At 66.6% G+C, this 7,324-nt stretch carries 7 protein-coding genes; 5 read left to right on the top strand and 2 right to left on the bottom strand.

What is annotated here, in order from left to right; genetic code table 11:
• The 4 genes from WBV89_RS05780 to upp all read left to right on the top strand — a co-directional run.
• Window positions 1-1,356: phospho-sugar mutase (locus WBV89_RS05780; protein ID WP_423980385.1), on the top strand; the 1,356-nt coding region annotated here is incomplete at its 5' end.
• Between the two features lie 103 nt (window positions 1,357-1,459).
• The gene (locus tag WBV89_RS05785) at window positions 1,460-2,086 is read left to right on the top strand and encodes a hypothetical protein (protein WP_423980386.1); all 627 of its coding nucleotides are present in this window, start codon (window positions 1,460-1,462) and stop codon (window positions 2,084-2,086) included.
• 86 nt (window positions 2,087-2,172) lie between these two features.
• Window positions 2,173-3,255 (top strand): adenosine deaminase, encoded by a 1,083-nt coding sequence (locus WBV89_RS05790; protein WP_423980387.1) that lies wholly within the window; start codon window positions 2,173-2,175, stop codon window positions 3,253-3,255.
• A gap of 13 nt (window positions 3,256-3,268) precedes the next feature.
• Window positions 3,269-3,904, top strand: a complete 636-nt coding sequence (upp, locus tag WBV89_RS05795; protein WP_423980388.1) for a uracil phosphoribosyltransferase — start codon at window positions 3,269-3,271, stop codon at window positions 3,902-3,904.
• A 116-nt stretch (window positions 3,905-4,020) separates the two neighbouring features.
• Here the strand turns inward: upp and WBV89_RS05800 are convergent, their stop codons facing one another.
• Complete coding sequence (locus WBV89_RS05800; protein WP_423980389.1) at window positions 4,021-5,403, bottom strand: cupredoxin domain-containing protein; 1,383 nt, start codon at window positions 5,401-5,403, stop codon at window positions 4,021-4,023.
• Window positions 5,404-5,558: 155 nt separating this feature from the next.
• On the opposite strand from WBV89_RS05800, the gene queF reads away from it, so the two are divergent.
• Complete coding sequence (queF, locus tag WBV89_RS05805) at window positions 5,559-5,930, top strand: preQ(1) synthase (protein WP_423980390.1); 372 nt, start codon at window positions 5,559-5,561, stop codon at window positions 5,928-5,930.
• A gap of 30 nt (window positions 5,931-5,960) precedes the next feature.
• Here queF and WBV89_RS05810 read toward each other — a convergent pair.
• Window positions 5,961-7,324 (bottom strand): NAD-dependent succinate-semialdehyde dehydrogenase (locus tag WBV89_RS05810; RefSeq protein ID WP_423980391.1); only part of this gene is annotated, 1,364 nt, incomplete at its 5' end.

The following is a 7,324-nucleotide window of genomic DNA, read 5'->3' on the forward strand; positions in this document are numbered from 1 at the left end:
GCCGAGCGCGGCGTCGTCATCGCACACGATGCCCGACGCAAGAGCGATCTGTTCGCGCTCGACACGGCGCGGGTGCTCGCCACGATGGGGATTCGATCGATGCTCCATCCGGGGGTCCAGCCGACGCCGGTGCTCGCATGGTCGATCACGGGCCTCGATGCCGCAGCCGGCGTCGTCGTCACGGCATCGCACAATCCACCGGCCGACAACGGATACAAGGTCTTCCTCGAGACCGGCTCGCAGATCGTCAACCCCGTCGACGAACAGATCTCGTATGCGATCGACGGAATCGATCCGCTCCACGTTCCGATCGCGCGTGAGGACGACCACCTGATCCGTCGCCTGGACACATCGTGGCAGGAGGCGTACGTCGCGTCGGTACCCGACGTCCGGCTGCGCCCCGACGTGGCCGGGGTCCCCGTGGCGTACACGGCGATGCACGGTGTCGGCGCCGAGACCATCGAGATGGCGTTCAACGCCGCCGGTTTCGATCCGCCGATTCCGGTCGTCGAGCAGCACCAGCCGGACGGCACCTTCCCGACCGTCGCCTTCCCCAACCCGGAAGAGCCCGGGGCGATGGACCTGTTGATCCGAACCGCCACCGAATCCGGTGCCGCGATCGCGCTGGCCAACGATCCCGACGCCGACCGCCTCGGAGCAGCGATCCCGCAGCCCGATGGAACGTGGCGGCGTTTGAGCGGGGACGAGATCGGGTGGCTGTTCGCCGACCACATCCTCGGTCACACCGAGGGCGACGACCGTCTCGTCGTCACGACCCTCGTGTCGTCGTCGTTGCTCGCTCGTATGGCAGAAGCACACGGCGTCCACTCGGAGGAGACGTTCACGGGATTCAAGTGGATCGGTCGCATCGCCACCGAGCGGGCCGCCGAGGGGAAGCGCTTCGTGTTCGGTTACGAGCAGGCGCTCGGGTACCTCGTGACGTCGCGACCGCTCGACAAGGACGGAATCTCCGCGGCGGTGCTGATGGCCGAGATCGCGGCATGTGCACAAGCCGACGGTGTGACGCTCCAGGACCGGCTCGACGACATCGCCGATCGTTTCGGTCGATATGTCACCGCCGAACTGTCGGTCAGGATCCCGCCGTCGGTCGGGGCGACATGGGTCGAGGCGCTCGTCTCGGAACCGCCGACCGAGGTCGGAGGGATCGCGGTCGATCACGTGTCGGCATATCCGGAGGCGAACCTCGCTCGACTCGTGCTCGTCAACGGGGCACGGCTCCAGGTGCGCCCGAGCGGGACCGAACCGAAGGTCAAGCTGTACGGCGAAGCGGTCGATCTGCCCGCTGCGGAACTCGACTCGTTGCTCGCCGCGCTTGCCACGACCGCTCCCGCCTGACTCCGGTCGACTCCCACACGAAGGTCGCTCACACGAAGGTCGCTCACAGGAAGGTCGCCCGCAACCGAGCGGTCCTTCTCCAGCGTGCCGTATGGTCGAGCCCGTGCTCGAGCGGACGCGTCGGTTGTGGGACAAGCAGGATCAGCCGGTGGGCGACCGGCGTCGTCTCTTCGCTGCGGTCGCGGACGCGGTCGATGCCGACTCGGTGCTCTATCCCGGCTCCTATGTCGACATCTCTGCTTCATTTGTCTGGCCGACGGTGACCTACGTCGACGTCGACCGGCGTGCGAATCAGTTCTTCACCGACACCGAAGGCGTCCGCGAGCTGCTCGTCGAGCGCGGGGTCGACGTCGATCGTTCCACGGTCGAGTGGATCCACCACGACTACACCGATGACCTCGACATCGCCGAGGCCTCCGTCGACCTGCTCGTCTCGTTGTACGCCGGTTTCATCTCCGAGCACTGCACGGAATACCTGCGGCTCGGCGGGTTCCTGCTGGTCAACCCGAGCCACGGTGACGCGGCGATGGCGTCGCTCGATCCGCGCTATCGGTTGCACGGGGTGATCGTCGCCCGTGATGCCGACTATTGGGTCGAGACCGGTGGGCTCGATTCGCACCTCGTCCCGAGGCGCGCGGCCGACGTGACCGTCGAACTGCTCCACGAGACGGGACGGGGAGTCGACTACACCGAATCGCCGTTCGCGTACCTGTTCGAGCGGGTGAGCTGAACCACGAGCTGATGATCGGTTCGCGGGCCGTTCGAGGTGCGCATCGACACGCCGGACGCAGCCGGCGCAATCGGTAGCGTGTGGCCATGTCGACGGCTGATCTGATCGCACGAGCTCCCAAGGCGCTCCTCCACGACCACCTCGATGGCGGTCTGCGCCCCAGGACGGTCGTCGAGTTGGCGTCGGAGTACGGGTACGGCGATCTTCCGACCACCGATCCCGACGAGTTGGCCCACTGGTTCAATCGTGGTGCCAAGCGCAATGACCTGGTGCTCTACCTCGAAACCTTCGCTCACACGGGCGGGGTGATGCAGCATCGGGACGCGATCGAACGCGTCGCCTACGAATGTGCGCAGGACCTCGCCGCCGACGGGGTGGTCTACGCCGAGGTCCGCTTCGCTCCCGAACTCCATCTCGAAGCGGGCCTCACCCTCGATGAGGTCGTCACCGCCGTGGTCGACGGCTTCCGTCGCGGCTCGGACGGCACCGACCTCACGATCTACGCCCTCGTGACCGCGATGCGTCAAGCCGCACGCAGTTTCGAGATCGCAGAACTCGCGGTGCGTCATCGCGATGCCGGTGTCGTCGGCTTCGACATCGCCGGGCCCGAGGCCGGGTTCCCGCCCACCCGTCACCTCGACGCGTTCCAGCACGTGAACGGCGAGAACTTCCATTCGACGATCCACGCCGGCGAAGCCTTCGGTCTCCCGTCGATCTGGGAGGCGGTGCAGCTCTGCGGAGCCGAACGACTGGGCCACGGCGTCCGTCTCGTCGACGACATCCAGGTCAACCCCGACGGAGATGTGCGGCTCGGGAAACTGGCCAGCTACATCCGCGACCGCCGGATCCCGCTCGAGGTCTGCCCGACATCGAACGTGAACACCGGGATCGCACCGACGATCGCCGACCATCCGATCGGAATGCTCCGCCGCCTGCGGTTCCGGGTCACGATCAACACCGACAACCGGCTGATGAGCGACACGTCGATGACCGCCGAGATGATCGCCTGTCACGAGGCGTTCGGCTGGGGACTCGACGACATGCAGTGGCTGACGGTGAACGCCGTGAAATCGGCGTTCGCGTCGTTCCCGGAGCGGATCAAGATCATCGACGGCATCGTCAAGCCGCGCTACGCGATGCTGAAAGCGGAGCAGGAGCTCGGAGTCTGACAGTCTTTCCGGCATGGCTGTAGAAACCGTTGTCGTCGACCACCCGCTCGTGCTGGATGCGCTCGCGCGCATCCGCGACGTCGACACGCCGAACGCACTGTTCCGTCAGAACCTCGAGCGCATCGGGATGCTGTTGATCGCCGAGGCGACCCACACGCTGCCGACCGTCGACGGAACGGTGACCACCCCGCTCACCGAAGCGCCGGCGACGCGGCTCGCGACCCAGCCGGTGATCGTTCCGATCCTGCGCGCAGGTCTCGGTTTCCTCGCACCCGCACAGCAGTTGATGCCCAACGCGGACATCGGGTTCATCGGGATCGCGCGCAACGAGGAGACCCATCAGCCCGAGCCGTACGTGAACAAGTTGCCCGACGACATCGCGGAACGACCGGTGATCGTGGTCGATCCGATGCTCGCGACCGGTGGGTCACTCGTCCACACGCTCGAGTTGCTGGTGGCGCGCGGAGCCGCCCAACCGTTGACGGTGATCTGCGCGCTGTGTGCTCCGGAGGGAATCGAGACGGTCGGCAACTGTGGCATCGACGTCACGTTGTTCACCGCCGCGGTCGACGACCGACTCAACGATCAGGCGTTCATCGTTCCCGGTCTCGGCGACGCGGGTGACCGCCAGTTCGGTGCCCCCGCCTGACGTTCGAGCCGAGCGGCACGGGGATGTCAGGCGTTCTCGTCGCGAATTCGCCCGGGAGCCGCACCCAATCGCGACGAGGGCGCCACGTTCGGGCTGCGACCTGACGTGTGATCGGGCTATTCGACGGTGATCGAAGCCTGCATGTCGGGGTGCAGGCTGCAGAACACGCTGTAGACGCCCGGTTCGTCGAAGCTGAGTTCGTAGTTGCTGCCCGGGTCGAGGAGGCCCGAATCGAACTCGTCGAGGAGCGGCGTGTCGAAGCTTCCGGCGCTCACCGTGTGCGGGACGGCGTCGACGTTGTTGAAGAACAACGGCTGTCCGACTGCGACGCTGAGGTCCCCGCGGTAGTCGAAATCGCTGATCAGCGACTGCTCGGCACCGTCGGGGAAGTCCGAGCCGCGCACTTCGCGCGACTCGAAGATCGCCGTCGGATCGGAGATCGGTGCGACGGTCGGGTTCCACATCGAGAACACGCCGAGATCGTTGTCGTGGTCGGGATCGACCCATGCGTGGATCATCCACCCGAGCGATGCGCTGAAGTTGCCGCCCGCCGCCTCGCATTCGGCGAGCGGGAGGAACGAGTCACGGCCTTCGCTTGCACCTCGACAGAGGTTGTAGTGGATGTGCCAGTTGTCGAGCGGTCCGGCGAAGGTCTCGGGATGATCGGTGCCGATGATCTGGGGCGGGATGATGAACGAGGTTCCGATCAGTTGCATCGGTTCTCCGGTCCACGCCCCGTCGACGCACTGGCCGAGCGGTGCGGACGGCATCGTGTCGTCGGCGAGCGCGTACAGCAGGATCTCGGGTTGGCCGGGATCGAATCCGTTGGCGATGAACTCACCCTTGTAGAGGTGGGTGCCCATGTTGGCCGTCTGGATGCGGTCGCTCACGAAGCCCTCGGCGCATGCCGAATCGATGTCGCGGTGCGCGAGCGCGAACGCGCTCAGCTGGTCGAGTTGCGCGACGAGCAGCTCGAGTTCGCCGACTGTCATGGAGAGTTCGTCCGGGATCGGTCGGCCGCTCTCGTGGAGTTCCTTCAGCTCGAGGTACGAGCACGGGAGTTCGATGTCCTGGCAGCGCACCGTGTCGTCGAGCGGGCCCTCGACGAGCGTCGGGACCACCCCGGCGGAGTTCTCGCGGAACACGTAGCGTGAATAGCCCGGTGCGCCTCCGGCTGCGAACGTGAGTCCTTCGGGGAACTGCGCGTCGGCGGCGACCTGGTCGAACGAGGCGGCTTCGTCGATGTACGCGTTGATCTGCTCGATCGTGCGCGCCTCGGTGGGATCGATCGTGGTCGTCGTCTCCTCGGCAGCGGCGATGGTCGTGTCCACGGCGTCGGGTCCCGTGGAGGAGATCGGTTCCGGATCGGTCTCCGGTGTGGGCGCCTCGCTCGCAGGAACCTCGGTACCGGAGGCGGAGTCGGACGTCGGGTCGGCGCTGGAACACGCGGCGGCCACGAGCGCGATCAGGACGAGTGCGATGATGGCTGGCTTGCGCACGAAAGGGTCCCCCTGGAGCGATCGGATCGGAGCGATCAGATGGTGGTGCGTCGTCACCGTAGCCCGACCGTGCGGATCCGCGGACCGAGTCGGTGATCGAGATCGATCGTCATGGTGCCGTGATCCGGTCGTTCGGTCGTCGGTAGCCTGAGCGGATGGATTTGACGGTGCTCGGCAACACGGTTCGACACGCGATCGATCACGTCGAGGTGTTCCCGGCGCCCGCAGGGATCTCGACGGTGACGTTCACCAACGACGAACTGAACTCGATGTGCCCGGTCACCGAGCAGCCCGACCTGTCCACGGTGGTCATCGAGTACTCGCCCGACGATTGGTGCATCGAATCGAAGAGCCTCAAGCTGTACCTGTGGGGATTTCGTGATCGTGCGGTCTTCGCCGAGGCGCTGGCGGTGGAGATCGCTACGGAGGTGATGAACACGGCCAGGCCGCACTCGGTCACCGTGACCCTCACGCAGCGCCCACGGGGCGGAATCGAAGTCCGGGCGGTCAGCACCCTGACCCGCTGAGAGCGTCGGTGCCTGGCACCAACGCGTCGTTCAGTAATCGAGGGCGATGTACTGGGTCTCGCAGAACTCGTAGATGCCCTCGCTCGCACCCTCGCGACCGACGCCGGACTGCTTCATCCCGCCGAACGGTGCGGCCGGATCGGACACCGAGCCTCGATTCAGCCCGATCATCCCGGCCTGGATCCGCTCGCTCACGTGCAGTCCGACACGCAGATCGCGTGTGTACACGTAGCCGATCAGTCCCATCTCGGTGTCGTTCGCCTGCTCGATCATCTCGTCGACGTCGTCGAACGTGATGACCGGAGCGACCGGGGCGAAGATCTCCTCGCGGGTGATCGCGGCATCGGGGCGGACGTTGCTCAGGACCGTGGACTCGTAGAAGTTCCCCGGCCCGTCGCGGCGGGTCCCACCGACGACGATCTCCGCTCCGGCGGCGACGGCGTCGTCGACGAGTGATGCCACGTCATCGACCTTCGACCGGTGGATGAGTGGTCCGCATTCCACGCCCTCGTCGAATCCGTTCCCCACCGAGATCGCTGCCATCGCCGCGGCGAACTTGGTCGTGAACTCGTCGGCGACGCCGGCTTCGACGAAGAACCGGTTGGCGGCCGTACAGGTCTGCGCCGAGTGGCGCATCTTCGCGGTGATCGCACCGGAGACAGCGGCGTCGATGTCGGCATCGTCGAACACCACGAACGGGGCGTTGCCACCCAACTCCATGACCGTCTTCAGGACCCGGTCGGCGCTGCGCTTGAGCAGGGCCTGGCCGGTCGCCGTCGATCCGGTGAACGACACCATCCTCGTGGCTCGGTGCTCGACAGCGGCGTCGAACCAGGAGGCCGAGTCGTCGGTCGGGAGGACGTTGACGAGGCCGTCCGGCACACCCGCATCGCCGAGCAACTGGCCGATCCGCAGCGCGGTCAGCGGCGTCTCGGAGGGCGGTTTGATCACGGCCGCGTTCCCGGCGGCGAGGCAGGGAGCGAGCTTGCGGGTGATCATCGCGGCGGGGAAGTTCCACGGCGTCACGATCACGGCGACGCCGACGGGGGGATGACGCACGAGGATCCGATTCGACCCCGACGGCGCGTCGCCCAGTGACCCGCGAATCCGGACCGCTTCCTCGGAGTTCCAGCGGAAGAACTCGGCGGCGTAGGCGATCTCGCCGCTGGCATCCGCCAGTGGCTTGCCTTCCTCGCGAACGATCAGACGGGCCAGTTCGTCCTGATGCTCCATCAGGATCGACCAGCAGGACCGCAGGATCTCGGCGCGCTCGCGCGGTGCCGTTGCCGCCCATCCCCGCTGGGCCTCATCGGCCACACCGCATGCCTCGCCGGCATCGTCGGGTGTCGCCGACGCGACGTCGGCGACGTGATCGCCCGTCGCTGGGTCGGTGA

This window comes from Ilumatobacter sp., from assembly GCF_049588435.1.
GTDB lineage: Bacteria > Actinomycetota > Acidimicrobiia > Acidimicrobiales > Ilumatobacteraceae > Ilumatobacter_A.

What these genes read in the sequence shown, in the direction of transcription:
- upp (WP_423980388.1), top strand. Translation starts at nt 3,269, where the DNA reads ATGGCTGTAGAAACCGTTGTCGTCGACCACCCGCTCGTGCTGGATGCG.
- WBV89_RS05790 (WP_423980387.1), top strand. Translation starts at nt 2,173, where the DNA reads ATGTCGACGGCTGATCTGATCGCACGAGCTCCCAAGGCGCTCCTCCAC.
- queF (WP_423980390.1), top strand. Translation starts at nt 5,559, where the DNA reads ATGGATTTGACGGTGCTCGGCAACACGGTTCGACACGCGATCGATCAC.